Genomic DNA, 25,655 nt, shown 5'->3' with positions numbered 1-25,655 from the left:
TTTAGCTCTCAAATGTTTGCATATCTATTAGTCGTCTATATAAACCATTCTTCTCCACCAGTTGATTGTGAGAACCTGTTTCTACAACAACGGATTTATCAAGAACAATGATCAAATCTGCATTCTGTATGGTAGATAAACGGTGCGCAATAATTAGAGACGTCCTATTTTCCATTAACTTGTATAGAGCATCCTGTACCAATTTTTCCGATTCTGTATCTAGAGCTGATGTTGCTTCATCAAGTAGCATAATTGGCGGATTGCCTAATATAGCCCTTGCGATACATAACCTTTGTCTTTGTCCTCCTGATAAGCGAATGCCTCTGTCTCCAATTGAAGTATCGTAGCCATTGTCTGTCTGCATTATAAAATCATGAGCATTGGCTATTTTGGCAGCTTGGATAACCTCTTCCTGTGTTGCATTTGGTTTTGCAAAAGCTATGTTATTAAAAATGGTATCGTTAAATAAAATGGACTCCTGATTAACAAACCCCATTTGACTTCTGAGAGACTCCGATTTTACGTCTTGAATATTGACGCCATCAATAAGTATACTTCCTTCATTTGGTTCAATGAATCTCGGTAGAAGATCCATTAGTGTTGATTTCCCCCCACCTGAAGGGCCAACAAGAGCTACTGTCTTGCCTTTAGGGATTTCGATGTTGATATTCTCAAGGATTACTCTGTCGCCATATGAGAATGAAACGTCTTTAAACTGGATTGACTCCCTAAAAGTTTTAATTTCCACAGCGTTAGGTTTGTCAATAATTAGAGGTCTCTCGTCAATTAAATCTAAAACTCTTTTACCCGCGGCAAGTCCAGTATGAATTGCACTAAAAGCATCAGATAATGCTTTAGCAGGACGCATTACTTGAGAAAATATGGCGATATAGGCAATGAATTCTGAAGATTTTAATGAGGATTGGCCTGTTAATACAAGGGAACCTCCAAAATAAACAATTCCCGCAACCATCATTACGCCTAAAAATTCTGATACCGGAGAGGCAAGTTGTTGTCTGCGTACCATCTTTCTAGTAATATTTGAATAGGTAACATTTTCTTTATGGAATCTGTCTTTCACATATTCTGTAGCATTAAAGGCTTTAACTATTTTTATACCTGACAGGGCTTCATCAAGATAACCAAGCATGTTTGCAAATGTTTCGTGTGCTCTAGTAGCTTGCTGTCTTAATCTTTTAACTATTTTGGCAATGATGAGTCCAGCAATGGGAATCACAAGTAAAGAGAAAAGAGTAAGTTTTACCGATATGGAAAATAGTAGCACGATGTAAACGATTAGTGTAACTGGCTCTTTGAAAATAACTTGAAGTGTATTTGTTACAGTAAATTGTACCACTTGTACATCAGAAGAAACTTTAGAAATGATATCGCCTTTACGTTGACTGTTAAAATAGCCTAGATGAAGGTTCATCACATTGTTAAAAACACTTTTGCGTAAATTTAGCAAGGTATGTACCCTCAGATCCTCCATGATTCTACCGGAGAAGTATCTGAAAATATTAGACAAAAATACTGAGGCTACAATAACTAGACAAACAAACTTTAACGTTTCCTGTGCACCATAATGATGAATGTAGTAGTCTGTTACACTTCTGAATTGGGCCATGATATCCCACCATGATTCATCTTTTGGAGCAGTAGAAGCAGCAACCGATGCAGTGTGAATTGCGGTTTTGTTATTAAATAAGGTATCTAATAGTGGCGCTAATAATGCAAGGTTTAATGTATTGAATAAGATATAAAGTAATGTTGCAATTACATAAGGTATAGCAAACTTTTCAATTGGTTTGGCAAAGGATAGTAATCTGAAGTAATCTTTCATTAAAAATGTAATATTTTTTCAAAGGTACGGAATTACAGTCATCTATGAAATTTGACAATAATGTCGTTGTTTGACTATGATATGGCTTTGTAAATTTTGATATAAGATTTGGCTGTATTGTCCCAATTAAACAGCGCCGCTCTGTTTTTCGCTTTTTCCGTCATATTGTTTTGAGGGAAATCTGTAAGGCCGTTTTTTAAAGTTCTTTGCATTGTTTCCGCGTCAAAATTTTCAAAATAGTAAGCGGCATCACCTCCGACTTCAGGCAATGAGGTATGGGTAGACAAAAATACAGGTTTGCCATAGTGCATGGCTTCAATTACAGGAAGTCCAAAACCTTCTGCTATAGATGGAAAAACAAAAGCTTTGCAGTTTTTGTAGTACCAGCTTCGTTCTTCGTTAGAAATGGCTCCAATAATTTTGACACGGTCCGATACTTTATACTTTTCTGCTTCTGCAAGAATGTGTGCAATATATGTCTGAGAACTTAAATTCCCTGCTATAACAAGTTCGTAGTCATTTTGCTGAAGAAGAGCGGGTAGTACATGGAAATTCTTTTTTGGTAAAACTGTACCGATGGTAAAAAGAAAAGGTTTTAACGGTAGGTATGATGGACTTTGGAAATCCGGATACTCATTAACCGTGCAGCCGTTATAAATTACGGTTATAGTTTTATCGCCTAAATTGCAATGTTGCTTTACTTGATCAGCTACAAAATTTGAGATACAGACAATTGCAGCTGCCTTGTCAATTTTTTGTTGAATTTTATCTAACAATTTGTTTATTTTAACCGGATGTCGCTGTTTTTCAACCAGAAAATTAAGATCGTGGATCGTTAGTAAAATTTTAGTGCTACTATTTGATGGGAAATATTTTGAGGATTGGTAAGAACTGTGCCACAGATCATACCCCGATAGCAATGGTATGAACACTTTATGCCAGGTCCTCTGAATAAGGTAATTTACGTCGTTACCGAAAATATTGCCTGTTTTGGCAGGGATGTATGTTGTAATCTCTTGGTCTGGGTTCGCGTTTTTTAAAAGTGCAGCGCCTAGGTATTTACAAAAAGTATAGAGACCAGTATTGGGGTACTTTAGTCGTTCGCAATCAAATATTACTTTATTCATCGTTTCCTTCATTAAAGCCATTAGATATAGGCTTCTCTATTTCTTTGGACACACCAGGTAGTTTTATTCAATGCTAATTGTTTAGTGTATCTGGTATAAATTCTATTCCTTTGTAGGACAAAGATAGTTTTATTGATGAAAACAATGAATGCTCTTTTAAAAGGAATCGAGGAAGGTAACTATTTGGCTTTGGCAAGGGTCTTAACTTTAGTTGAGAACGATATTGCGCCATCTGCAGATATTTTGCGTTTACTTAATGCTAAATCGGATATTCCAGTAATAGGAATAACAGGTCCTCCAGGAGCGGGGAAAAGTACACTGGTGAATGCGATTGCAGATTACATGGTTCGGTTGGATAAGAAAATAGCCATTTTGGCAGTCGATCCGACATCTCCATTTAATTTTGGTTCATTGCTTGGCGACCGTATACGGATGTCTCAACAGTTTAATAACCCAAATGTGTACATACGATCTGTAGCAACAAGGGGCACTTTGGGGGGGATTTCAGCAAAAACAATAGAGATGATCGATGTAATGAGGTCAGCCAATTTTGACATGATTTTTGTAGAAACCGTTGGCGTGGGGCAATCTGAAATTGAAATAGCTGGACTTGCAGATAAAACGGTCGTAGTTCTTGTCCCGGAGTCAGGTGATGAGATTCAGAATATAAAATCTGGAATTATGGAGATAGCTCAGGGGTTTATTGTCAATAAAGCAGATCGGGAAGGGGCAGATACGTTTACCAATAATTTAAAAAAACTCGTTTCTCTTCGACAAATACCAGTCTTTAAGACTGTTGCAGATAAAAGTGAAGGTATAAATGAACTGTGTGATTGGCTAATGAACCCAATTAAATCTGATAATGCCTTGAAGGTTTCTTTGTTGGCTGAAAAGGCATTCAAGATTATACAGCACTACAGAATGAGGAATGTTGATAAAGTTAAACTTCGCTCAGAAATGTTAAAGGCATTAAAAGAACCGGATTTTAACATTTATAGGTTTACGGATCAATGGGTTTAGGACACATTTTTGTCTTAAAAACAGGACTTTGATGTCTACATGATTAGGACAAAGACCAAGAAGTTGCGATTGTCTTGATTTTAAAGCACTCATTTGTTTGCTTGTTCATACATACGTTTTCTGTTAAATGTGCATTTTACATGGCTGTGGGCATTGTTTTTGGGCTTCATTGAGTGCAGAGTACGATAGATTCATTTCATTTGACATTTTTTTAATATAAAATATAAATACTATTCGCATTATGTTTGCATAATTGTCGGTATTTAATAAATTTGGAACAGAGTTTGTACAAGTGTTTTGAGAAATTAAAAATTTGTTTAATTTTGCTACACAAAAAAAACATACAATTAAAATTTGTTTAACCTTAAAAAAGAAAATTATGAATTATTCTACTTTAAAAAAGAGTCTAGCAGTTTCTTTTGTTGCGTTAATGGGAGTAACCTCTCTTGCTAACGCTCAGGAAGCTACTGGTTCTTCTTCTTCAGCCAAGGTATTTGGTGGAAGAGGACAGTACAGATCTTGGTCCTTCGGAATCAACGGTGGTGTTTTATCTCCATTTGTTGCTATCGGTGGTACTAACGATTTCAATAAAATGGACGTAAACTTAGGTTACGGTATTTCATTGAGAAAACAATTAGGTCATGCATTTGGTATTGAAGGTAACATTTTCCGTGGAAAAGTATCTGGATCTAGCAAAAACCCGGTTGCAGGTTCTCCAAAAGAATTTGAAACTGAAATCGGTTATGCTGCTGATATCAGAGGTGTTGTGAATGTTGCAACTGTTGATTTTTTACGTCGTGAGAACTCAGTTAACTTCTTCCTTACTGCTGGTTATGGTTTAATCGCTTATGCTCCTAAAGTTGATGGTGTTGACTGGAAAGACAATGCAATAGGTGATGTAAATGATAGACATGATGCTAAGACTTATGTTAAAGAAGCTTATATTCCAGTTGGTGCTGGTGTTAAGTTCAAAGTTTCTGAGCGTGTATCATTTAACTTAGGTTATACTATGCACTTCATCGACGGAGATAACTTTGATGCTACTTACAAAAATGGTGCTTCTAACAAAGATAAATTCTCTTACGGATATGCTGGTTTAGAATTCTCTTTAGGATCTAAATCTAAACCGAACTTGGATTGGGTTAACCCACTTGCTTTAATGTATGATGAATTGAAAGATCCTTCATTACGTCAAGAAGTTGAAGCTTTAAAAGCTCGTGTTGCAAATGTTGAGCAAGCTGTTGAAGGTTTGAAAAAAGATTCTGACGGTGACGGTGTTTCTGATCAATTTGACAAATGCCCAGGAACTCCTGCAGGTACTGCTGTTGATGGTTCAGGATGTCCTCTACCTAAAGTAACTGAAACTCCTGTTAGCAATGTAACTGGTTTTGAAACTATCCAATTTGAATTTAATTCATCAGTTTTAAAAACTGAAGCTTACCCTACTTTAGATAAATTATCTTCAGTATTGCGTGAAAACGGTGGTAAAGTAGCTGTAAACGGTTACGCTTCAAGCGAAGGTACTGCTGCATACAATTTGAAATTATCTAAAGACAGAGCTAACTCTGTTAAAACTTACTTAGTTAACTCTGGTGTTAACGCTAGTCAAGTTGTAACTAAAGGTTTTGGCGAAGCTAATCCAATTGCTTCTAACGATACTGAAGAAGGTCGTATCCAAAATCGTCGTGTTGAAACAGCTAGAAACTAATAATTTCTAACAACAATACTAAAAAGAGGGTTCCAATTTGGAACCCTCTTTTTTTATTTATACAGTCTATGTAATTGGAATAACCTAATCATAAATTTTATCAGATAGGTGTAGCAATTCTGGTCGTATAATTGAGGGTATCAAAATGCTAATAAGTTGTATTTAAAACTATTTTCTCTAAGTTTGTAGTAATATGTACTTGTTTAGAAAAAAAGACCCTAATAGGCCCACTAACACTAATATTAAGATAATGCACATTATCAATGCAATAGCTATTACGATTTTTGTTGCAGGTATTTTATGGAAACTAATTGACTTGATTTTACTGAAATGAATAAAATAATAAACACAACAAATGCTCCGGCGCCAATAGGTCCATATAGTCAGGCGGTAATAGCTAACGGCTTCTTATTTTTATCTGGACAGGTAGCAATAAATCCTGAATCCGGAGAGGTTATGCAGTCTTCAATCGCAGAGGAAACTCATCAGGTTATGAGAAATATAAAGGCTGTTCTATTAGAAGCTTCTTATGGTTTTGAAGACGTAGTTAAGACAACTATTTTCTTGTCTGACATGTCTTTATTTGCTGAAGTAAATGAAATATATGGTTCATTCTTTCATAAGAACTATCCTGCACGTGAAACAGTAGCAGTGAAAGGGCTACCAAAAGGCGTTAACGTAGAGATATCTATGACCGCGTACAAAGCTTAGGTTTTGCCAAAGTCTAATCTTAAGTACTTTTTTGCAGGCATTTTATCTTTTGCAATTTGGGGATTCTTTTCGATTCCATTAAGAAATCTTAAAGAATTTCCTTCAGAGGAAATTTTGTACTACCGAATTTTTACTTCATTAGTTTTTATTTGGATAGCTATTTTTCTTTTCAGGCGAAAGTACCTAAAAAAGGACATAGCCTATCTATCTTCAGTAACAGGAAAAGAGAAGAGGACAATTGCGCTACAGGTTGTAGGGTCAACTATACTCTTAACATCAAACTGGTATACCTACATCTACGCGGTAAATAACGTTAGCTTACAGTCTGCTGCATTCGCTTACATGGTTTGCCCATTAATTACAGCATTTGGTGGTTTTATCCTTTTAAAAGAAGAGTTGTCAAGGTTAAAGCTTATATCTTTAGGTATCGCTTTATTTAGCATTATTCTGCTTGCCAGCGGCTCTTTTGTAGAAGTTGCATGGTCCGTTGTTATTGCAACGTTGTATGCTTTCTATCTGATTCTTCAGCGTAAAATGCAAAATCTGGATAAGCTAAATGTATTGGCAACTCAAATTGGATTCGCGGTGCTTTTGATGCTGCCATTTTACATTAGCAAGCATGAGTCTTTTCCGTCCGATTTATGGTTCTGGGGTAATATCACTGTAGTAGCTGTAGTGTTTACTATCATTCCTTTATTTTTGAGTTTGTATGCATTAATAGGGATTCCTTCATCTACACTTGGGATTATTATTTATGTAAACCCGCTTATTGCGTTTGCTGTCGCTATTTTTTATTTTGATGAGCATATTGATTCTCATAAGCTATCAGCCTATTTGCTATTATTAGTTTCAGTTATTGTATTTAATTGGGGCATAATAAAAGATATCTTTACATTTAATAGAAAAAATATTTAAAGCTTTGTTTGTTTCTACCTTAGATACGACTATAGAATTTCTTAAAGGCGTAGGGCCTAAACGTGCTGAACTTTTTCAAAAAGAGTTAGGTATTTTCACCTATGAAGATCTTCTGAATTTTTATCCTTTCAGATATATTGACAGAACTCGATTTTATAAGATTAATGAGTTAGACCCGGACCTACCTTATGTACAAATACTCGGTAGGATTACCGGTAAGGAACAAATAGGCGAGAAACACAAAAAGCGCCTCATAGCAAGACTTACTGACGAGACTGGATCAATAGAGCTGGTCTGGTTTCAGAGTTTGAAATGGGTTGATGAGAATGTCGCCAAGGGAAAGGTTTACATTGTGTTTGGTAAGCCAACTGTATTTAATGGTTCCTTTAGTATTTCGCACCCAGAGTTAGAGACCTATCCAAGGCCGGCAACTATAACCGGCAATTTAACCTTGCAGCCGGTATATCATTCCACTGAAAAGTTGAAGAAATTTTTCTTAGATAGTAAGGGGATTCAAAAACTGCAGACCTTATTAATCGAGCAGAACCTAAAAGAAATCACAGAAACCATCCCTCCATATATTCTGGAGAAGTACCAAATGGTTGGCAGAAAAGAAGCTTTGCTAAACATACATTTTCCTAAGGATATAAAGGCGCTAAAGTCTGCCGAGAGAAGGTTGAAATTTGAAGAGTTGTTTTTTATTCAGCTTCAATTGCTGCATAGCAAGCAGTTGAGAGAGATGAGATTTAAAGGGCATTCATTTGATATCGTCGGAGAAAGAGTAAATGCTTTTTATAAAGAAATTCTGCCGTTTGAATTAACAAATGCGCAGAAGCGAGTGATAAAGGAGGTTCGATTAGATACCCAACGAGGAATTCAGATGAACCGACTGGTGCAAGGTGACGTAGGTAGCGGTAAAACAGTTGTTGCTTTGATGAGTATGCTGCTTGCAAGTGACAACGGGTATCAGGCATGTATGATGGCCCCTACAGAGATATTGGCGCGTCAACATTATCAGTCCATTGTTGACCTGTTAAAGGATCGCTTAGTGAAAGTTGCTATTCTTACAGGAAGCAGTACAAAAAAGCAAAGAACGCAGCTTCATAAAGAGTTAGAAGCAGGTGAAATTGATATTCTTGTTGGTACGCATGCATTAATAGAAGATAAGGTAGTATTTAAGAATTTGGCTTTTGTTGTAATTGATGAGCAGCATCGCTTTGGAGTTGAGCAAAGAGCTAAGCTTTGGAGAAAAAATGCCATACCACCGCATATATTGGTGATGACAGCGACGCCAATTCCTCGTACACTGGCTATGACGTTGTATGGAGACCTTGATGTGTCTGTAATAGACGAATTACCGGTAGGAAGAAAACCAATCGAAACAAAGCACCTTTATGAAGGTCAGCGATTGAGGATGTTTGGCTTCATGAAAGAAGAGATAAAGAAGGGGCGTCAGGTTTATATTGTTTACCCTTTGATAAAGGAGAGTGAGAAATTAGATCTTTTACATCTCGAAGCGGGAATTGAGCAGCTAAGTTATCAGTTTCCAATGCCCGACTATCAGATTAGTATAGTGCATGGAAAGATGAGCAATGCTGATAAGCAATATGAAATGCAACGCTTCATTGATCATAAAACACAGATAATGGTTGCAACAACTGTAATCGAGGTTGGTGTTAATGTGCCTAATGCCTCTGTAATGGTTATTGAAAATGCAGAGCGCTTTGGATTATCTCAACTACATCAGTTACGCGGAAGAGTAGGCAGGGGTGCCGAGCAATCGTTTTGTATTCTAATGTCAGGGAATAAGTTAAGTGCAGATGGCAGACTCCGTTTAGATACCATGGTAAAAACGAATAACGGATTTGAGATTTCAGAAATAGACTTACAGCTTAGAGGGCCTGGCGATATTTCAGGAACGCAGCAAAGTGGTGTATTGGAACTTAAACTTGCTGATCTTGCCAAAGATCAGTTGATACTACAAGAAGCTCGGAATACTGTTATTGAGACACTTTTTGAGGATCCTCACCTGGAGAATCCTCAAAATAGTTTGTTAAGAACTTACCTCTCTAAAAGAAGCAGAGGTATAGCATTTGATAAAATATCTTAAAGATTAGTCTTCGTCGCTTCCTGGTAGTGATCCTGAACCTGAATAAGCGCCTTTACGTATAATTGGTGTTTTAAGGTATTTGTAAAGCTCATCTAAATGTAACAAACTGCCGTTTGTAAGGTTGCCTAAGAATATAATAACAATGTTTTTCTGAACATCACGCACATAAATATGTCTGAATCCATGCCACCACCCTGTGTGATAAACTACTTTACGACCATTTTCTCCGTCAAATATGCGCCATCCGTATCCGTAATTGAAGTGACCGTTGATAGCTTTGTTATGGCCGGTATAGGCAGAATCAAGACTAGCTTTTTTTAGCAGTCTGCCATTTTTTAAGGCCTTGTCATAAAGAACTAAATCATGTAGTGTACTATAAATACCTTTATCACCAACAGGGCCATCCAGGAAGTTTTGTGCTACAGAATATCTCCACGTACGGTCATGTCCAACAACATCTACAGGTATTTTTGGATAAACAGTAGTTGAATAAACATGAGTATGTTTCATACCTGATGGTTTAAATATGTTCTCCATCATATAGTCAGAATAAGGCTTGCCTGTTACTTTCTCTATAATTGCCGCAAGCACCATATAGTTTGAGTTGTTGTAATGAAAGCGGTTATCAGGTTTAGTATAAGGATTTGGTTTTCTCTCGGTGATGACCTGCATCACATCCTGGTTGGATACTCCTTTTTTCATGTCGCGCTTTTCTTTGCGCCATATGTCATCAATAAAATACACATAGTTCATCATTCCACTACGATGTGAAAGGAGCAGTTTTACTTTGATGCCATCGTAAGGGAAGTTGGGGTAAAACTTTTTTACATCATCATCTAATGAGAGTTTGCCTTGCTCTACCAATTGCATGATGGCAGTTCCGGTAAAAGTTTTAGTTACCGATGCAAGTTCAAATTCAGAGCTTATCTTTAAGCTGTCGCGGTGTAGGTAATCTGCCCATCCAATTGCCTTTTCGTAAAGAATCTTTCCGTCCTTAGCAACCAGCATATTTCCATTAAAACCATACTTCTTATGAAGATTCTGTACAAAATCAGCGATCCACTTATCGCCTTTGGCAGGATCGTACGATAAAAGTACGCTGTCAGCTTTATCATCTGCAGCAGTACGTTCTTTACTTGGCTCTTGTAATGTCGTGCTTTTTCTGGAATTTGAACAGGCAATAAATAAAAACGCGGCCATTGAAGCCACTGCTAAAATATTACGATAACTCATGAATTGTGTGTACAGTTTAAAAGCCCGAAAAATAAGGAATATTAATGCTTTTAACGTAAAAGAGTTTTAAACATTGCTTTGAGTAAAAGTAAATTGGTCTAGAGCTGTTGCAATGCTTGTTTAACTGTTTCTTTGTTGGGTTTAGAGACAGGTATTTTTTCTCCAGAGGTTAAGAGTAGAATGCCACCGTCTTCTTTTAACCAGCTTTTTACATATTTTGGATTTACTAAATGGCTTTGGTGAGTTCTTAAAAATCCGTGGGGGCGTAGTAAATCTGCATATTCTTTGAGCGATTTAGAAACCAATATTTTTTCGCTATTCGCCAAAAAGAAATAAGTATAGGTATTATCTGCTTCGCAGCGTATGATTTCTGATAAAGTAACATACCTTATTTCGCTTTGCATCTGTAGGGCGATTTTGCCAACATTCGTTTCTGGCTTTTTTAGTTGTTGCAGTAAAAAATCGAGCTGCGAAGTTTGTATTTGTGTCGCCAATTTATATTCGGCTTTATTTACCGCATTTATCAACTCTTCAATATCAATGGGTTTTAAAAGATAATCTAAGGCAGCAAATTTTACTGCTTGTATGCCATATTGGTCGTAGGCGGTAACAAAAATAACTTCGAAATTACGCATTGGGAGCAGTTTTAGCACATCAAAGCCAGTTTGCTTGCCCATTTGAATATCCAGAAATACTAAATGAGGTAAATATTTTCCAATAGCATCAACCGCATCACTTACATTTTGCGCTGTTGCCATTATAGTTACCTGCTGACAGTGCTTTTCTAACAAAGTCCGTAGGTTTTCTAAGTTGGAATTTTCGTCATCTATTAAAATTGCCCTCATTATATTATAGCCAATCGGTTAATGCTAAGCTTATTTTAGTGCCGTTAGTGGATGATTGTATATCTAAAGTAAAGCGATTTTCTTTATAAATACTATTTAAGAGTGCTATTCTACTGTCACTCAATAGCAGACCCAAGCCATTGTTCTTTTTTTCTGTGTCAAATCCATTTCCATTATCGGTAACAGTTAATACCAAATCATTTGCTTGCTTAATAAATGTGATTATAATTTTTCCATCGGTAGCTTTTTGCGATATGCCGTGCTTCACTGCATTTTCTACAAAAGGTTGCAACAGCATACTTGGTATTTCTATGTTAGCTAAATCTAGGTTTTCAGAGTGGTTAATTTCGTACTTAAACCCGAACCGCAATTGCTCCATTTGCAGGTAATCGTCTAGTAAAGTTTTTTCTTGTGATAAACTAATCAGTTCTTTATCGTCAAGTACATTACGAGTTAACCGGGCAAATTTAGAAAGGTATTTGTTAGCATTGTCTATTTGGTTTTTGTTCATTAAATTTTGAATGCCAGAGAGTGCATTAAACAAAAAATGAGGGTTTAATTGAGAACGAATGGAGTTCAGTTGGAGCTTTGCAATGTTTTTTTGCTGCTCGTTTTCTATCAGCTGTTTTTTGTTTCTTTTTTTGATGAAGTAAAGTATCGTAAGAAAGGCTAATCCAATAGAAAACGCGACGATAAGCGTATAGATTAAAAGTTCTTTTTTGGTATAGTTTTCTTCCTCTAACGTTATAGAAAGTGTATATCGACTTACATATTTTTCTATATCTTTTGGCGAGAAATCGCAATCACGGCATCCAGTCCATTTAATTAATGGCTGAATAACAATCTCATAATCCCCCGATTTTTTGAAAACGCTTTTGTCTATTTTCACATAAGGTGAAAACTCACGTGCTTCATTAATATGGCCACCATATTGCCAAACAGTGGAGTTGAAGAATATATTGCCAGTTTGCTTATCTTTTATAGAGATGGCGTAAATATAGTCTATATCTGATTTAACCTTTACAATAGTGAGTTCGTCGTCTTTTTCATTTAAAATAAGATCTGTTTTGTTTTTTGGATCAACAATATACTTGTAATCAACACCGCCCTCAACTATAAAACGCTTTCCTATGGCTGCAATTTTTGCTCTTGGGATTGACTTGCCATAAAAGACGGTGGTGTAAACATCCTGGGGTTTCTGGATGTCGTATGTGATGATTGTAATGATTTTATCTTTGACAGGAAAGGTGCCAAAACTCGTAGAGCGGAATATTTCTTCGTCGCCCCTGTCGACCTCTTTTAATTGCGCTTCATTGATCGACTTGTTTACTACTATCGGCTTGTTATTCTCCAAAATTGTGTACCTGTAATTCTGCACATTATCCGTCTTTCTGAAATAGATCTGAATGTTTACCTGGTGTACTTCGGGTAAGAAACTGAAAGATGTATGGGGTTGATTTGGAAATACATTGGCATAAAACACATTTTTGGCGGAACTATCTACATTCATGAGCATTTTTCCTCCAGCAGCGTACATGCTAAAAAAGTTGATGCCTTTTTGCGCATTTACTATAAAAACTGAAATAAAGAAGCTGAGAAATAGGAAGATGATTTTTTTCATAGCGTTAAGTTTAATTTTCATCAAACCTGTAACAATAATAGCAAAACTAAAACCATAAAACAGCAACGGCAGTGTTTGAAATAGCAGATGTGTTGTTTTGCGCAGTATTCGTTTTACCAATAATCACTTTCTAATGTTAATGTTTGTGTAACGTTTCTAAATAAATTTCCTTTAAGGGGCAAAAAGGTTAAATTTGGACAAAATAATTTTTCAATACTATGAGTTTCAGAATAGAACACGATACCATGGGCGAGGTACAAGTGCCTGCTGATAAATATTGGGGTGCACAAACAGAACGTTCACGTAATAACTTTAAAATTGGTCCGGAGGCTTCAATGCCAAAGGAGGTTATACATGCATTTGGTTATTTGAAAAAGGCGGCAGCTTTAGCTAATGCTGAGCTCGGTGTTTTGACAAATGAAAAAGCCGAGTTAATTGCAAAAGCTTGCGATGAAGTGGTTGCAGGTAGCTTAGATGATCAGTTTCCATTAGTAATCTGGCAAACAGGTTCAGGGACTCAAAGTAATATGAATGCCAATGAGGTAATTGCAAATCGTGCTCATGTTTTAAACGGCGGCGCATTGGCTGATGATAAAAAAGTGTTGCATCCTAATGATGATGTCAACAAATCACAATCATCGAACGATACCTACCCTACAGCTATGCATATCGCTGCTTACAAACAAGCAGTAGAAATTACCATACCTGGATTAGAAAAATTGCGCAACACATTACATAAAAAAGCAATTGAATTTAATGATATCGTTAAAACCGGCCGTACCCACTTTATGGATGCTACACCTTTAACATTGGGTCAGGAATTTTCCGGATATGTACAACAAATAGATAATAGCATCAGAGCTGTAAAAAATGCTTTGGTAATGATAAGCGAGCTTGCTTTAGGTGGCACAGCAGTTGGAACTGGATTAAATACTCCTAAGGGATATGATGTTTTGGTTGCTAAGAAAATTGCAGAACTAACAGCTCTTCCTTTTGTAACCGCACCTAATAAATTTGAGGCGCTTGCGGCTCACGATGCAATGGTAGAACTTTCAGGAGCTTATAAACGTACTGCTGTTTCATTAATGAAGATAGCAAATGATGTAAGGATGTTAAGCTCTGGTCCTCGTTGCGGAATAGGTGAGATCATCATTCCTGATAATGAACCAGGTTCATCAATTATGCCGGGTAAAGTTAATCCTACTCAGCCGGAAGCCATGACTATGGTATGTGCTCAGGTAATGGGTAACGACGTTACTGTTGGTATTGGCGGTAGTAATGGACATTTTGAATTGAATGTTTTCAAACCGGTTATCGCTGCTAACGTTTTACAATCAGGAAGATTAATTGGTGATGCTTGCGTTTCATTCAATGATAAATGCGCCGAAGGTATTTTACCTAACCTACCAGAAATCAAGAAACATTTACAAAATTCTTTGATGCTGGTTACGGCTTTAAATCCTCATGTTGGATATGAAAATGCAGCTAAAATAGCTAAGAAAGCGCATAAAGAAAACAAAACCTTACGTGAAGCTTCAATAGAATTAGGCTTGCTTACCGGAGAGCAATTTGATGAGTGGGTTCGTCCGGAAGACATGGTAGGTAGCTTAAAATAGGAAATGAATAAATACCCATATATGTGGAGATTATTGTTTCCGGTGTTGTTTATCCTGTGTGTTGTATTCTCCTGTAGGAGGCTGCCTAATGTGCAAGGAGAGGGATCACCAATTTTACAGGGAATTTGGAATCAGGATAGTGTATCGAATGCAGATAAATTACTGAATTATACGCAGCATAAATTCAAATTCACCTGTGATTCATTTTATGTAGACTTTGTTACCCATTCGAAAGTGAATTACTATGCTGATTCTTGCTTTAATAATGGAGTATGGCAGGAATACGCTAAGGGGACTTATCAGATTAAAGCTGATAGTATTTTCTTGGCTGGTACTTTCACCAAATCCAATTATAAACAGAAGATTTCAGGATGCTATCAGATAGGACAATATATCAAAACCTTCAAAATTAAGTTGGCAGATACAAGTAGGTTGGTGCTTCAAGGAACAGACAATCAAAGGGAAGTTAATTTGAAACTTCAGGAGAAAGTAATTTGCACTCCGCAGAGTTTATAATAAATGCTGAGCAATTAAAAAGTAGATAAAGATGAAAAGAGTAGGTAAGATTTTTAAATGCATTATAGTTTTCTCAATAATAGCCTATATGCCATTAAGCGCAGGTGCTTGGGGAATGGTTGGCCATAGAATAGTAGGGCAGATAGCTGAAAGTCATCTTACTAAAAGAGCAAAGAAGGGGATTAAAGAAGTTTTGGGTAATGAAAGCTTAGCAATGGCAAGTAATTGGGGCGATTTCATTAAATCAGACCCGTCTTACAATTACCTGTACACCTGGCATTTTGTAAACCTGCCAGGAGGATTGGATAAGCAAGGGGTGTTTGACTTTTTAGATAAAGACACTGCGGCCAATGTGTATAACAAGGTTCCGCAAATGATCTCGGTTTTGAAAAACAAACAAAGCACACCAGATCAAAAGAAACTTGCAATGCGCTTGCTGGTACATCTTGTGGGCGATTTAAATCAACCAATGCACACGGCTCGCAAAGAAGATTTAGGAGGTAATAAAGTTTTTGTTACCTGGTTTGGAGAGAAATCTAATTTGCATAGAGTGTGGGATGAATCATTAATAGAATACCAACAGCTGAGTTATACTGAGTATGCAACTGCTATTAATTATCCTAATAATGAGCAATTGGCAGTATGGAAAAGCAGTTCTCTTAAAGATTTTGTTTATGGGTCTTACTTAGCCTGCAATAGAATTTATGAGAATACAAAGCCGGAGGATAAGCTGAGTTATAAATACAACTTCGATTTTGTAAACCTTTTAAACGAACAACTGTTAAAAGGAGGTGTTTGTTTGGCAAACATCCTTAATGATATTTATAAATAATGAAGATTTTAATGGTTTGCCTTGGTAATATTTGTCGCTCGCCATTGGCTGAGGGTATTATGAGGCATTTGGTAAATGAACAAGAATTAGGCTGGGAAGTTGCGTCGGCGGGAACTGGCGATTGGCATGTAAATCAACCTGCTGATAAAAGAAGCATAGCGGTTGCCAAAAACTTTGGATACGATATTTCTAAGCAAAGAGCCAGACATTTCAACAAGCAAATGTTTGACGAATTTGATAGCATTCTTGTAATGGATAGCAATAATTTAAGAGATGTTCAAAGACTGGCAACGGGCGAAGAACAGCGTAAAAAAGTCAAGCTATTTTTGCCTGACGAAAATGAAGTAACAGATCCATATTTCGATAGCAACCTTTTTGAACCGGTGTTTTTAGAAATAGAAGCGCGATGTAAGCAATTAATTGAAGAGCTTAAAGAAGTGTAGCTTAAATTTATAATGGAATCACCGAAGTTATTTATGCTACTATTGGGCTGCACACCTCCGGGCAGACATACTGAGCAACATGATGTTTTCTTTACAGTGGGTAATTCATTAAAGGATATCAAAGAAGAGATCATGGCTTTTTGGCCGGAGGCAAATGGTAAAATACATATCGATGCCTGGCGAGAGGTAACAGAAGTTGAAGGGTGTCATGTAAAGGTGATAAGCAAAAAAGAGCAATCCACAACGGATAGATTATTCTTTTTAAACTTAGGTGGATATAAGGAGGGTGAGTTTGATGAGCTTCATTATAAAATGTTAGCTGTTGCTAATGAAAAGGCTACTGCAATTAAACAGGCAAAAGAAACGGCATTCTACAAACATGCAGGTTTTGAAGGTGCAACATCACACATTGATGATAAATATGGTGTAGATGTGGATGATGTGTTTGAAATTGAGGACATACTTCCTACTAGTATTAAGGAACATTATACGCTACATATAAGTCCGGCCACAGATATTCCAAAGGATGAAATTCATTTAGGATATTTGATACTTAGTAAACTATAAGCAAATAAAAAAGCCAGGAATTTCCTGGCTTTTTTATTAAACATTATTCTCAGGTTATACTCCAAATTCCTTATCTAAGTATTCAGAAACTTTACCAATTGCGTTATCAATAGTATCACTTAAAATGGTGATGTATGACCCAGATTTCGCAGTTGCGATAATGTATTTCAAACAGTCATTCCCGTTATTATTAATCGTAATTTCCATCTCTGGTTTTATCTCGCGAATACCCGCTATCAATAAATCAATTATTTCCTGTTGATCACGACCCCTCAGGTATTTCTCCTGACAGATGATAACTCTATCGAACATCTGTGCAGCAATTCTTGCCGTTTCTTTTATGTCCTCATCTCTTCTGTCGCCTGTACCGGATATTACACCAACGTGTTCCGTAGCTTCAATAGTTTGTAAATAGGCTTTTATGCCGTTAAAACCATCCGGATTATGAGCAAAATCAACAAGAATTTTGAACTCTTTAAATTTAAAAGTGTTCATTCTGCCAGGAGTTTGAGCTGCCGAAGGTATAAAGGTTTCTAACGACATTCTGATGTCTTCAATTTTATATCCCCATAAGAATGTAGCAAGCGTAGCAGCAAGTACATTCTGGATCATAAAATCAACACTGCCACCAAAGGTTAAAGGAATGTGCGTAACCTTTTCTACTCTTATTTTCCAATCGCCTTTTTTAATGGTGATGTAGCCGTTCTCGTAAATAGCCGCAATGCCACCTTTTTTGCAGTGCTCTGCAATAACCGGATTTTTCTCATCCATGCTAAAAAAGGCAATATTACTATCTGCGTTGTTGGCAATTTTTATACAGTATTTATTATCTGCGTTAAGCACGCTCCAGCCATTTCTTTTTACTGCGCCAATTACAACAGCTTTTACCCTGCAAAGATCATCCAAAGTATGGATGTCTGATATTCCCAAATGATCCTCCTGGATATTGGTAACAACACCAATGTCACATTTGTTAAATCCCAATCCGGCTCTTAAAATCCCACCACGTGCAGTTTCCAATACAGCAAACTCTACAGTTGGGTCTCTTAAAATAAACTCGGCACTAATCGGGCCCGTTGTGTCGCCCTTCATTAGCTTAGTGTTTTGCACATAAATACCGTCGGAAGTTGTAAAGCCAACCCTTGTACCATTGCTTTTAACAATGTGGGCAATTAGTCTGGTTGTAGTTGTTTTTCCATTGGTACCGGTAACGGCAATGATCGGAATCCGCGCATCTTTACCAGGAGGGTATAACATATCAATAACAGGGGCGGCAACGTTTCTAGGTAAGCCTTCACTTGGCGCAAGGTGCATTCTAAAACCAGGAGCAGCGTTAACTTCCAAAACAACACCTCCGTTTTCTGGGAGAGGCTGTGTTAAGTTCTCTGCCATGATGTCTATCCCACATATATCTAAGCCAATTATTCTGGAAATACGCTCACTAATAAAAATGTTTTGCGGATGAACAAGATCTGTAACATCAATTGATGTACCTCCTGTACTTAAGTTGGCAGTTGATTTTAAATAAACGGTTTCGCCCTGCGGAGGGATAGAATCTAGTGTGTAATCCTTTTTTGCAAGCAAATCCAAAGTATCCCTGTCGACCGTTATTTCGGTTAAAACATTTTCGTGGCCATAGCCTCTTCTTGGGTCTTCATTTTCTTTATTTATTAATTCCTGAACAGTACTTTGTCCATTACCTGTAACATGTGCAGGTACACGCAAAGCCGCTGCAACCATCTTATGGTCTATTACCAGGATTCTAAAATCGTAGCCTGTAATAAAACGTTCAATGATTATTCTTCTTGAATAGTTTTTAGCATAATCAAAAGCTTCTTTGGCTGCTTCCTCTGTTTTAACATTAATAGTCGCACCTCTACCATGATTTCCGTCCAAAGGTTTAAATACCAATGGAAAGCCTACCTTTCTTATTGCATCCGGCAGGTCTTCAATGTCAGATATGGTTACTCCTTTTGCAACTGGAATAGCAGAATCTTGCAATAATCTTTTGGTCTCGTCCTTGTTGCCGGCAATATCAACAGCTATGCTATTGGTTCTCTCTGTCATGGTAGCACGAAAGCGTACCTGATTTTTGCCATAACCTAACTGCACAAGAGAACTCTTGTTTAGCCTTATCCAAGGGATATCTCTTGAAATTGCTTCATCTACGATAGAACCTGTGCTTGGTCCTAGTCGTTCCATTTCTCTAAGCTCACGCATACGTTGTATATCTGTTTCCAGATCGTACTCATGGTCGTTGATTAGTGCTTCAGCAATTTGGACAGAGGCTTCGGCGGCATAAATACCAGCTTTCTCCTCAATGTAGCTAAAAACGACATTGTAAATGCCTTCTGTTTTGGTTTGTCTAGTTCTTCCGAATCCGGTATCCATTCCTGCTAGAGTTTGAATTTCTAATGCAATATGTTCAATTACATGACCCATCCAGGTGCCTTCCTCAATCCTTGCTAAAAAACCACCGGGTTCACCTTTAGAGCATCGATGAGTTTGCAAGGAAGGGATCAATTTTTCAATACGTTCTCTAAATCCTTCGATAAGATTGGTTGGCCTCTGCTCCATTTCTCCCAGATCCAGTCGCATCTGGATCAATTTTTTTCTGTTTATCGACCAAATGTTTGGTCCACGGAGCACCTGTATGCCTAATATTTTCATTGGTATAAATTTGTTCTTTTATGATTAACATTGCCTAACGTTAGTTCTATAACACGCTAAGCTTAAATAAGTTTATTGTTTACTGTTGTTCTCTTTGAAGAAAATGCTCTTGGCTTTTTTACAGCATATTTTTAAAAGTATTTCGAACTTTTACCCGGATTACTCTATGCTTTAAATGGAGAGATTAAAGTATAAATATTTTCCGAGAGTTATGCAGTTATTAATCCAATTAATTGTGAATATATTTTGTGTAAATAATTTAGAGGTAAAGTTTAAATAATGAAATTGTTAATTGGTGTTTTAAACAGATGAAAAGCAAGAATATGTTCTGTTTTTAGGGCTGTTATTTACAATAAACTTCACTGTTTTGGTGGTAAGAATGAAAGGACCTTGAGTAGGTTTTATTATAAGACGGACACAAGTCAGATTGTACATTCAGTAAAAAGAGCCTTTTGTCAGATAATAGTCCTACAGACTCTGACCTAACTCTGATGAGAGTCTGACTTGAGTCTAAGGCGAGCCTAGGTTGTTAGGGTCTTCATTCGAAATCTGAAATTTTTCTGTATAGACTATAAAATTGCATTACAAATCAATTTTATCTAAGTTTGGCCCTATTGGAAATATAAATATTTGAAATGACTCCGAAGGGTAAATTAATTATTATAGGGGGTGCAATAAATACCGGAAGTTTTACTGAAACTCAGTTCGGGTTGCCCCAAAATATGAACTTTTTTGAAAGGGGTATTTTAAAGAAAATTACTGTTGAATCTATAAAAGATAATAAATCAAGATTCGAAATCATCACAACTGCATCACTTATTCCAGAGAAAGTTGGTGAAGAGTATATAAAGGCATTTGCCCAACTTGATGTGCAAGATGTTGGTGTGTTAAATATTAACAATCGTGAACAAGCCAACTCAATTGAGAATTGTGAAAGAGTAAAAGCTGCTGATGTTATCATTTTTACGGGTGGAGATCAGCTTCGCTTGTCATCAATATTTGGAGGTACATCTATTCATCAAATCTTATTGGATAAATACCAGAATGAACCTGTAGTAATTGCAGGAACATCGGCTGGTGCTGCGGCATCTTCCAAAAATATGATCTATCAGGGAAGTTCTAAGGATGCACTTTTAAAAGGAGAGGTTAAAATTACCGGCGGACTAGGCTTTATTGATGGAGTAATTGTAGATACACATTTTGTACAAAGAGGTAGAATAGGTCGTTTGTTATATGCTACGGCAAGTAATCCGGGTATTTTAGGTATAGGTTTAGGTGAAGACACAGGGTTATATATATCGGAAGGAAATAACATGGAAGCTATAGGTAGCGGAATGGTTATTTTGGTTGATGGCAGAGATATGGCTGATACGAACTTAACCGACGTTGAAATGGGGCAACCTGTTTCTATTAAAAACATGATTGTACATGTAATGTGTGATGGAGATACTTATAATCTTTCAGAGCATAAATTAACTATTCATCATCCAAAGGTTGTTTCAGCAGATTAGATGAAAGTAATTATACACGGCGGATTCTTTAGTGAATCTGATACCAATCAGGAAACGAAAAGAGCAAAACAGGAGGCCCTGTCGGCTATAGTTACACAAGCAAATACTTATTTGCAAACGCATACAGCATTGGAAACTGTGGTTTACACCGTGAGTTTGCTGGAAGATGACGAATTGTTTAATGCTGGCTTGGGGTCACAAATCCAAAGCGACGGGAAAGTCCGCTTAAGCGCCTCCCTAATGGATGGGAAAACTCAAAAGTTTAGTGGAGTTATCAATATTGAGGATGTAAAAAATCCAATTCAGGTTTCTGAGAGATTGTTAGGCTATGAAGACAGGGTTCTAAGTGGTGAGGGAGCATCCGCTTTTGCCACCAAAAACGGGTTTGGATATTTTGATCCAATTACCCCGCAAAGAAGATTAGAATATCAGGCCAAATTAAACCAGCAAGAAAGAAAGGGAACAGTTGGATGTGTTGCTTTGGATGCTGATGGCAATATTGCTGCAGCAACCTCAACAGGTGGAAAAGGCTTCGAAATTCCATGCAGGGTTAGTGATTCTGCAACTGTAGCAGGTAATTTTGCCAATCCGTTTGCCGGTATTTCTTGTACCGGGGTGGGCGAGGATATTGTAAATACTGCTTTGGCTGCAAAGATAGTTACCCGTGTAACCGATGGTTTTAGTTTAAAGGATGCTTGCGAAAAATCATTTGCAGAGCTGAAATTTATTGATGGTTTTGCAGGTGTAATAGGTATTTCTTCGCAAGGAGAGGTTTATCATCTGGATTCTCATCCGTATATGGTTTGGGCTTCTTTTGATGACAGCCTGCAGGTCTTCCCATAATAATGCTTGATAATTGAGTTTAACGTAACAGCTATAATACTGTATTTGTTATAGATTAACTGCCAGCTAACACTAATTTTAATTTCGTGAAAGATATTTGACCTGCGGCTTTGTTGCACGAACATTTAATTATTAACGAAATGGATTCTCGTAGAGACTTTTTAAAAAAGGTAGCGTTACTATCTGGCGGTACAGCCATGGCAACTGTTATGCCTTCGGCAATACAAAGGGCATTTGCCATAAATCCCGAAATAGGCAGTACCTACCTTGATGCCGAGCATGTGGTTATATTAATGCAGGAAAATCGCTCATTTGACCACTGTTTTGGAACCTTGCAAGGTGTAAGAGGCTTTAATGACCCTCGGGCTGTTCATTTACCCGATAAAAAGCCGGTATGGTTGCAAACTGATGCAGTGGGCGATACGTACTCTCCATTTCGATTAAATATAAAAGATACAAAAGTTACATGGATGGGTGATTTGCCTCATTCGAGAGCTAGCCAGGTAGATGCCAATAACTTTGGGAAGTACGACAAGTGGCTTCCCGCAAAAAGATCGGGCAATAAAGCGTATGCTGATATGCCTTTAACTTTAGGTTATTATACCCGAGAAGATTTGCCGTTTAATTATAGTATGGCTGATGCCTTTACGGTTTGCGATCAGAACTTTTGTTCTGCAATGACTAGTACTACACCCAATCGTTCTTTCTTCTGGACAGGTAAAATTACTCATGAAGAAGATGGTATTCCAAAAGCAAACATTAGAAATACAGACTTTGGTTATGGAAATATGCCTTGGGGTACGTTCCCTGAATTATTGGCAGAGAATAACATTCCATGGAAATTCTATCAAAACGATTTAAGCTGTGGAGGTGGTTTTGTTGGTGAAGAACGTTCATGGTTATCTAATTTTGGTTGTAACCTCCTGGAATTTTTTAAAGCTTATAATGTTAAGTTTTCCGAGCGGTACATCACGAATTTACAGAAACAAGCAGAGGAGCTTCCTGGTGAAATTAATAAACTTCAGGAAAGGACTCCATCTAGTGAGGATGATGGGAAAAAGGCTCTTGAAAGTATTAGAAAAAAACAGGAAGTATTAGATAATGCCCGTAGCGAACTTTCAAAATGGAACAAAGAAAGCTATGATAAGCTGACCGAAAAAGAAAAGCATCTCTACAAAAGTGCTTTTGTAATTAATTCCGGCGATGCTAATTTTCGATCCATTACAGCGCTTACTTATAATGATGAAGGTGCAGAGCGAAAAGTAACTGTTCCAAAAGGCGATTTGCTTCATCAATTCAGGCAAGATGTAAATACAGGTAAATTACCTGTTGTATCATGGCTTGCTGGTCCGCAAAACTTCTCCGACCATCCAAGTGCTCCGTGGTACGGCGCATGGTATGTATCAGAGATTCTCGATATTTTAACCAAAAACCCTGAGGTTTGGAAGAAAACGATATTTATTGTTACTTATGATGAGAATGATGGTTATTATGATCATATTCCTCCTTTTTCAATCTCAGATGCCAAAATACCCGGAACCGGAAAATGTTCAAAGGGAATAGAAACCGAAATAGAGCATGTTCGTTTGGAGAATGAACTAAAACAGGGGATTCCTAAAAATCAGGCACGTGAGGCTCCAATAGGGCTTGGTTTTAGAGTGCCTATGGTTATTGCTTCTCCGTGGAGCAGAGGAGGTAAGGTGTGTTCTGAAGTTTTTGACCACACTTCATCCTTACAGTTTTTGGAAGGATTTGTAAATAAGAAATTCAAAAAGAACATAAAGCTTGATAATATTAGCCAATGGCGCCGCACTATTTGCGGAGATCTTACCTCCGCTTTTAGTCCTTATAACGGCAATAAATTAGAAAAAATCGCTTTTCTTGATCGAGATAAAAATGTGGAAACTATATACAATGCCAAGTTTAAGGCAGACCCAATAGGATTCAAAAAGCTTTCTGATGCAGAGATCAAAAAAATTTCAGATCAGAAAGCAGGAATGTTAGTGCAGGAAAAAGGAATTCGTTCTTCTTGTGCCTTGCCTTATGAATTGTATGTGGATGGAGGATTAAGTAGGGATAAAAACAGTTTCGAAATCAATTTTGTATCGGGTAATAAAGTATTTAATGATAAAGCAGCAGGTTCTCCATTTACGGTAAGTGTTCCTGTAAAGTACAATGATGAAATAAGTAAAGATGAAGTTTCAAGAAATTGGTCGTTTGCTGTTTCTGCTGGAGATCAATTGAATTATAGCTGGCCGGTTAATGCATTTGAAAATGAAGCTTACCATTTGCGTGTGAATGGTCCAAATGGATTTCATAGGGAATTTATTGGAAATGGGAATAGCCCTCAGGTTAAGATAAATGTGGGCTATGAGCGTAACCGACTTAATCCAAATAAGCTAACCGGTAATATTAAGTTCGATATTGCTAACAACAGTGCCAAACCACAAACATTTATAATAACTGATAACAGTTACGGTAAAGGGGCTCAAACTAAGTTACTGGCTGCGGGTGGGAAAGTGAGCGTTATTTTAGACCTCTCAAAATCTTTTAACTGGTATGATTTTAGTGTAAGACTACAAGGGGATAATATTTTTGAGGAACGATTTTCAGGGCGAGTAGAAACAGGTGCTGAGACTAAAACAGATCCGTTAATGGGAGGAATTGTTTAGCATCTGAGCTTGTTTCTTAGTAAGTTAGCCTGAAGAGATAGTGCTTGTTTACTACTTTTGTTATATCTTTACCGTATGAACAAGAGTTGGTTAGCAATCATTTTTCTGATTATATCAAATCAAGCAATGACTCAAACCAGTCATTTTGTACCTCAGCAACTTCCCCAGGGAAGTGGGGCTATAAATATTGTAGTATCTAATCTCGATGAGAAAGAGGGAGATACTTATTTTGCTGAAGCCGAGAAAAATGAACGAAATGGGGAGCTAAATGAAGCGGTAACATTATTTGGTAAGGCTGCTTTTGAATACAATAGTTCTAAGCAATTTGCTCGCTACGGTGAAGCCTTAATGAGATTAAGTAATGCTCATTATCAGCTGGCACATTTTGTTGAAGCAGAACAAGTGGTTTTAAATGTGGCGTTAAAAAACTATTCAAAAATGGGTAGTAGAAACGGTCAGATGGAATCTTATAGCCAATTGGGTAGGATTTACCTTGCCTTAAATAAGCCTGTTCAATCATTATGGTTTTATACTCAGCAAGGAATATTAGCCAAGCAGTTAGGAAATAGTTCAGCTTATATAGAGTCTGTTTTAGGTTCTGCAAATGTAAAGATCAGGAAAAAGGAGTATTCTTTGGCAGCTAAGGATCTGGACAGGGCGGAGATTTTGGCGAAATCAGCTAATACCGTTGAATATAAAAATCAGATTAAAGATGCCAGATCAATGCTTCCTGCTATTGCCACTGCTAAGCCCGTAAAAAAATCATCAAAGAAGAAATAAAAATACATTATTGTAATCTTCTGTGTTTGAAGGTGTTTTTAAGTTTAATTTTTTTAATAGTATTTCGAGAAC

General features: G+C 37.1%; 21 protein-coding genes. 15 read left to right on the top strand and 6 right to left on the bottom strand.

From position 1 onward, the window contains the following. Position 1: 1 nt before the first annotated feature. Positions 2–1,843, bottom strand: a complete 1,842-nt coding sequence (locus J1905_RS09975; RefSeq protein WP_214227133.1) for an ABC transporter ATP-binding protein — start codon at positions 1,841–1,843, stop codon at positions 2–4. A gap of 74 nt (positions 1,844–1,917) precedes the next feature. Then, complete coding sequence (locus tag J1905_RS09970; RefSeq protein ID WP_214227132.1) at positions 1,918–2,970, bottom strand: glycosyltransferase family 4 protein; 1,053 nt, start codon at positions 2,968–2,970, stop codon at positions 1,918–1,920. A 135-nt stretch (positions 2,971–3,105) separates the two neighbouring features. Here J1905_RS09970 and meaB point away from each other — a divergent pair, with 135 nt between their 5' ends. The 6 genes from meaB to recG all read left to right on the top strand — a co-directional run bounded on the left by meaB (position 3,106) and on the right by recG (position 9,434). Then, positions 3,106–3,990: a methylmalonyl Co-A mutase-associated GTPase MeaB gene (gene meaB / locus J1905_RS09965; protein WP_214227131.1), complete on the top strand. Its 885-nt coding sequence runs from the start codon at positions 3,106–3,108 to the stop codon at positions 3,988–3,990. Between the two features lie 379 nt (positions 3,991–4,369). Beyond that, positions 4,370–5,698, top strand: a complete 1,329-nt coding sequence (locus J1905_RS09960) for an OmpA family protein (protein WP_214227130.1) — start codon at positions 4,370–4,372, stop codon at positions 5,696–5,698. A gap of 193 nt (positions 5,699–5,891) precedes the next feature. Beyond that, complete coding sequence (locus J1905_RS23795; protein ID WP_317172493.1) at positions 5,892–6,032, top strand: DUF6728 family protein; 141 nt, start codon at positions 5,892–5,894, stop codon at positions 6,030–6,032. Beyond that, positions 6,029–6,409: a RidA family protein gene (locus J1905_RS09955; protein ID WP_214227129.1), complete on the top strand. Its 381-nt coding sequence runs from the start codon at positions 6,029–6,031 to the stop codon at positions 6,407–6,409. Before J1905_RS23795 ends, J1905_RS09955 begins: the two co-directional genes overlap by 4 nt. Positions 6,410–6,412: 3 nt before the next feature. Further along, positions 6,413–7,324, top strand: coding sequence for an EamA family transporter (locus J1905_RS09950; RefSeq protein WP_214227128.1), 912 nt, complete (start codon positions 6,413–6,415; stop codon positions 7,322–7,324). Positions 7,325–7,328: 4 nt separating this feature from the next. Beyond that, the gene (recG, locus tag J1905_RS09945; protein WP_214227127.1) at positions 7,329–9,434 is read left to right on the top strand and encodes an ATP-dependent DNA helicase RecG; all 2,106 of its coding nucleotides are present in this window, start codon (positions 7,329–7,331) and stop codon (positions 9,432–9,434) included. Positions 9,435–9,437: 3 nt separating this feature from the next. On the opposite strand, the gene J1905_RS09940 is transcribed toward recG, so the two are convergent. The 3 genes from J1905_RS09940 to J1905_RS09930 all read right to left on the bottom strand — a co-directional run bounded on the left by J1905_RS09940 (position 9,438) and on the right by J1905_RS09930 (position 13,133). Then, complete coding sequence (locus J1905_RS09940) at positions 9,438–10,667, bottom strand: serine hydrolase domain-containing protein (protein WP_214227126.1); 1,230 nt, start codon at positions 10,665–10,667, stop codon at positions 9,438–9,440. A 98-nt stretch (positions 10,668–10,765) separates the two neighbouring features. Further along, the gene (locus J1905_RS09935; protein ID WP_214227125.1) at positions 10,766–11,512 is read right to left on the bottom strand and encodes a LytR/AlgR family response regulator transcription factor; all 747 of its coding nucleotides are present in this window, start codon (positions 11,510–11,512) and stop codon (positions 10,766–10,768) included. Positions 11,513–11,516: 4 nt separating this feature from the next. After that, a complete protein-coding gene (locus J1905_RS09930) occupies positions 11,517–13,133 on the bottom strand; it encodes a sensor histidine kinase (RefSeq protein ID WP_214227124.1) in 1,617 nt (538 codons plus the stop codon). A 218-nt stretch (positions 13,134–13,351) separates the two neighbouring features. Here J1905_RS09930 and fumC point away from each other — a divergent pair, with 218 nt between their 5' ends. The 5 genes from fumC to J1905_RS09905 are packed head-to-tail and all read left to right on the top strand — an operon-like array spanning position 13,352 to position 17,107. Then, positions 13,352–14,749 (top strand): class II fumarate hydratase, encoded by a 1,398-nt coding sequence (gene fumC, locus J1905_RS09925; protein ID WP_214227123.1) that lies wholly within the window; start codon positions 13,352–13,354, stop codon positions 14,747–14,749. A 3-nt stretch (positions 14,750–14,752) separates the two neighbouring features. After that, the gene (locus J1905_RS09920; protein WP_250318069.1) at positions 14,753–15,265 is read left to right on the top strand and encodes a fumarate hydratase; all 513 of its coding nucleotides are present in this window, start codon (positions 14,753–14,755) and stop codon (positions 15,263–15,265) included. 31 nt (positions 15,266–15,296) lie between these two features. Further along, positions 15,297–16,097: a S1/P1 nuclease gene (locus J1905_RS09915; RefSeq protein WP_214227122.1), complete on the top strand. Its 801-nt coding sequence runs from the start codon at positions 15,297–15,299 to the stop codon at positions 16,095–16,097. Next, positions 16,097–16,540 carry a low molecular weight protein-tyrosine-phosphatase gene (locus tag J1905_RS09910; RefSeq protein WP_214227121.1) on the top strand — a complete coding sequence of 148 codons (444 nt, stop codon included), beginning with the start codon at positions 16,097–16,099 and terminating at the stop codon, positions 16,538–16,540. The genes J1905_RS09915 and J1905_RS09910 overlap by 1 nt, the downstream gene beginning before the upstream one ends. A 12-nt stretch (positions 16,541–16,552) precedes the next feature. Further along, complete coding sequence (locus J1905_RS09905) at positions 16,553–17,107, top strand: DUF1543 domain-containing protein (protein ID WP_214227120.1); 555 nt, start codon at positions 16,553–16,555, stop codon at positions 17,105–17,107. 54 nt (positions 17,108–17,161) lie between these two features. On the opposite strand, the gene cphA is transcribed toward J1905_RS09905, so the two are convergent. After that, positions 17,162–19,777 (bottom strand): cyanophycin synthetase, encoded by a 2,616-nt coding sequence (gene cphA, locus J1905_RS09900; protein ID WP_214227119.1) that lies wholly within the window; start codon positions 19,775–19,777, stop codon positions 17,162–17,164. Positions 19,778–20,412: 635 nt separating this feature from the next. Between cphA and J1905_RS09895 the strand changes: the two genes are divergently transcribed. From J1905_RS09895 to J1905_RS09880, 4 genes are all read left to right on the top strand, one after another. After that, a complete protein-coding gene (locus J1905_RS09895) occupies positions 20,413–21,288 on the top strand; it encodes a cyanophycinase (protein WP_214227118.1) in 876 nt (291 codons plus the stop codon). After that, positions 21,289–22,131 (top strand): isoaspartyl peptidase/L-asparaginase, encoded by an 843-nt coding sequence (locus J1905_RS09890; RefSeq protein WP_214227117.1) that lies wholly within the window; start codon positions 21,289–21,291, stop codon positions 22,129–22,131. A gap of 140 nt (positions 22,132–22,271) precedes the next feature. Further along, complete coding sequence (locus J1905_RS09885) at positions 22,272–24,803, top strand: phosphocholine-specific phospholipase C (protein WP_214227116.1); 2,532 nt, start codon at positions 22,272–22,274, stop codon at positions 24,801–24,803. Between the two features lie 75 nt (positions 24,804–24,878). Further along, positions 24,879–25,583: a tetratricopeptide repeat protein gene (locus J1905_RS09880; protein ID WP_214227115.1), complete on the top strand. Its 705-nt coding sequence runs from the start codon at positions 24,879–24,881 to the stop codon at positions 25,581–25,583. Positions 25,584–25,655 lie beyond the last annotated feature (72 nt).

This window comes from Pedobacter sp. B4-66 (genome assembly GCF_018492665.1).
Taxonomy (GTDB): Bacteria; Bacteroidota; Bacteroidia; order Sphingobacteriales; family Sphingobacteriaceae; genus Pedobacter.
The sequence above is the reverse complement of the archived record's forward strand: the minus strand, read 5'-3'. Positions and strand labels throughout refer to the sequence as shown.

Coding starts and splice junctions, on each gene's coding strand:
- J1905_RS09975 (WP_214227133.1), bottom strand. CDS start 1,843: ATGAAAGATTACTTCAGATTACTATCCTTTGCCAAACCAATTGAAAAG.
- J1905_RS09970 (WP_214227132.1), bottom strand. CDS start 2,970: ATGAATAAAGTAATATTTGATTGCGAACGACTAAAGTACCCCAATACT.
- meaB (WP_214227131.1), top strand. CDS start 3,106: ATGAAAACAATGAATGCTCTTTTAAAAGGAATCGAGGAAGGTAACTAT.
- J1905_RS09960 (WP_214227130.1), top strand. CDS start 4,370: ATGAATTATTCTACTTTAAAAAAGAGTCTAGCAGTTTCTTTTGTTGCG.
- J1905_RS23795 (WP_317172493.1), top strand. CDS start 5,892: ATGTACTTGTTTAGAAAAAAAGACCCTAATAGGCCCACTAACACTAAT.
- J1905_RS09955 (WP_214227129.1), top strand. CDS start 6,029: ATGAATAAAATAATAAACACAACAAATGCTCCGGCGCCAATAGGTCCA.
- J1905_RS09940 (WP_214227126.1), bottom strand. CDS start 10,667: ATGAGTTATCGTAATATTTTAGCAGTGGCTTCAATGGCCGCGTTTTTA.
- J1905_RS09935 (WP_214227125.1), bottom strand. CDS start 11,512: ATGAGGGCAATTTTAATAGATGACGAAAATTCCAACTTAGAAAACCTA.
- J1905_RS09930 (WP_214227124.1), bottom strand. CDS start 13,133: ATGAAAAAAATCATCTTCCTATTTCTCAGCTTCTTTATTTCAGTTTTT.
- fumC (WP_214227123.1), top strand. CDS start 13,352: ATGAGTTTCAGAATAGAACACGATACCATGGGCGAGGTACAAGTGCCT.
- J1905_RS09920 (WP_250318069.1), top strand. CDS start 14,753: ATGAATAAATACCCATATATGTGGAGATTATTGTTTCCGGTGTTGTTT.
- J1905_RS09915 (WP_214227122.1), top strand. CDS start 15,297: ATGAAAAGAGTAGGTAAGATTTTTAAATGCATTATAGTTTTCTCAATA.
- J1905_RS09910 (WP_214227121.1), top strand. CDS start 16,097: ATGAAGATTTTAATGGTTTGCCTTGGTAATATTTGTCGCTCGCCATTG.
- J1905_RS09905 (WP_214227120.1), top strand. CDS start 16,553: ATGGAATCACCGAAGTTATTTATGCTACTATTGGGCTGCACACCTCCG.
- cphA (WP_214227119.1), bottom strand. CDS start 19,777: ATGAAAATATTAGGCATACAGGTGCTCCGTGGACCAAACATTTGGTCG.
- J1905_RS09895 (WP_214227118.1), top strand. CDS start 20,413: ATGACTCCGAAGGGTAAATTAATTATTATAGGGGGTGCAATAAATACC.
- J1905_RS09890 (WP_214227117.1), top strand. CDS start 21,289: ATGAAAGTAATTATACACGGCGGATTCTTTAGTGAATCTGATACCAAT.
- J1905_RS09885 (WP_214227116.1), top strand. CDS start 22,272: ATGGATTCTCGTAGAGACTTTTTAAAAAAGGTAGCGTTACTATCTGGC.
- J1905_RS09880 (WP_214227115.1), top strand. CDS start 24,879: ATGAACAAGAGTTGGTTAGCAATCATTTTTCTGATTATATCAAATCAA.